Below are 1231 nucleotides of genomic sequence, written 5' to 3'. Positions count from 1 at the left end.
CCCCCAGATCGTGGCCCCGGCCCCGGTGCCCGCGCTCCCGCCCGCCATGGTCGCGCCGCAGCGCGCGGTGCCGGCCTTCGTGTGGAAGTACAGCGCCCTCGCCTTGTCCACCGGCGGTTCCATCGCGCTCGCCGGGGTCGGCATCGGCGCCGCGGCCCCCACCCTCGCCCAGCTCCCCGCGATCCTCACCGCGACCGGCCAGGTCGTGATGAGCGTGGCGGGCCTGTTCGTCCTCGTCTTCCTCGCCCTCGCCGCACGCGGAGCCTCGCGCGGCGGCACCACGGTCAACATCCGCAAGGCGGTCTTCCGGCGCAACAAGTTCCACGGATGAGCCGGGCTGTAGAAGGCGAGGAACGCGGCGGCAAGGACGCAGCCGAGCTTCGCCCACCACGGTCCGACGTGCCAGGCGCCCCAGAGCAGGGCGAGGGAGCCGGCGCGCAGGCCCCAGCGGGCGAGGAACCCGAGCGGCTGGTGCTGCTGGAGTTCCTGGATCCGCTGGGTGCGCCGGTTCATCTCGTCCTGGAGGTGCGCGCGGGTGACAGCGTCGGCCGGGTCGGTGTTCTTGAACGTCTCGCTGTAGCGGTGCCGTTCGACCTCGAGGCGCTCGATCTCCTCGTCCGCTGTCTCGAAGGACATGGTCACTCCTTGGTGTGCGAAGCGGTGGCGGCCACGAGGCCCAGCGCGCCCAAGTCACGTGCGCTGTAGCCGAGTTCGTCAGCCAGCCTCATCATTACCACCTCCAGGTCCTGCGTCGAGACCAGGATGTCGCGCGCCTTGGAGCCTTCGGCAGGGCCGACGATGCCGTGGCTGTGGAGGAGCTCCATCAGCTGCTCCGCGAGGGCGAAGCCGATGCGCAGCTTGCGCTGGAGCATCGAGGCGGACCCGAACTGGGTGGAGACGAGCAGTTCGACGGCTTGGAGGACCAGGCCTCCGTCGATGCCCTCGGGCAGCAGCTCCGTCCCGGCCGTCTCGACCGGTGCGGTGCTGGGCTGCTGGGCGGCGGCCTCCCGGGCGATGTAGCGGGTGTACTGCCCGGAGTCGTCCTTGATGGCCTTGCCGTCCTTGGCCCACGCCTGGAGCCAGCCGCCGACCGTGCGCGGTGCCGGGGTGGCCTCGTCGCCGAGCAGCTGCTTGAGCATCTCGTGCAGGGCCTTGGGCGCGTAGCCGGTTTCGCCGGCGGCGACCAGGAGTTCCCAGCCCTTCTCCCGCACGTCGACCGGGAGGGAGGGGC

General features: G+C 71.6%; 2 protein-coding genes. Both read right to left on the bottom strand.

The features are described 5' to 3' along the window. Positions 1-636 (bottom strand): hypothetical protein (locus tag EAO77_RS40810; RefSeq protein ID WP_261994315.1); only part of this gene is annotated, 636 nt, incomplete at its 3' end. A gap of 2 nt (positions 637-638) precedes the next feature. Then, positions 639-1231, bottom strand: a 593-nt coding sequence (locus EAO77_RS36515) for a DNA translocase FtsK (protein ID WP_315986134.1), incomplete at its 5' end; no start/stop codon positions are given.

The organism is Streptomyces sp. T39 (assembly GCF_008042045.1).
In the GTDB taxonomy this organism is placed as follows: Bacteria; Actinomycetota; Actinomycetes; order Streptomycetales; family Streptomycetaceae; genus Streptomyces.
The sequence above is the reverse complement of the archived record's forward strand: the minus strand, read 5'-3'. Positions and strand labels throughout refer to the sequence as shown.